At 35.6% G+C, this 637-nt stretch carries 1 protein-coding gene; it reads right to left on the bottom strand.

Annotated features, from left to right (window positions below):
* Window positions 1–44 precede the first annotated feature (44 nt).
* Window positions 45–503, bottom strand: coding sequence for an IS200/IS605 family transposase (gene tnpA, locus ACK2WN_RS12215; protein ID WP_201416355.1), 459 nt, complete (start codon window positions 501–503; stop codon window positions 45–47).
* Window positions 504–637 lie beyond the last annotated feature (134 nt).

Genomic DNA, 637 nt, shown 5'->3' with positions numbered 1-637 from the left:
TTCCAGCTACGCTTCAAAGCGTATGTCGGTCCGCCACTCGCTAACTACTTCTGGTTACCCGTAAACGGGTCCACTACGTCAAGCGTTAGCTGTTCACTCATCATATCTTCTCTCAACTGGTTTTCTATATATTCTTTTATTCTTTTTGTGTCTTTTCCTGTTGTATCAACATAATACCCTCTACACCAAAATTGTCTGTTTCTATATTTATACTTCATATTTCCCCATCTTTCATATATCATTAGACTACTTTTTCCCTTCAAGAATCCCATGAATCCTGATACTGACATTTTCGGTGGTATTTCTACAAGTATATGTATGTGATCTGGACAAGCTTCTGCACTAAGCAAATTTACACCTTTCCATCTACATAATTCTCTAAGTATTCCTCCTATTTCTGCTCTTTTTTCTCCATAGAATACTTTTCTTCTATATTTTGGTGCAAAAACTATATGATATTTGCAGTTCCATTTTGTATGTGATAAACTATGTATGTCGTTCATTTTACGACCTCCTTTTGATAATTTTTTGCAGTTGGCGGACCGCAATTATATCTTATCAAAAGGAGCTTTTTTATTAAAGACTCAAAGCTAAAAGCTTTACTGAACCCCCAGTCTAACTGGGGGTTTTCTACATA

The organism is Peptacetobacter sp. AB800, from assembly GCF_047807365.1.
Lineage (GTDB): Bacteria > Bacillota > Clostridia > Peptostreptococcales > Peptostreptococcaceae > Peptacetobacter.
This window is presented reverse-complemented; position numbering and strand designations above follow the sequence as displayed.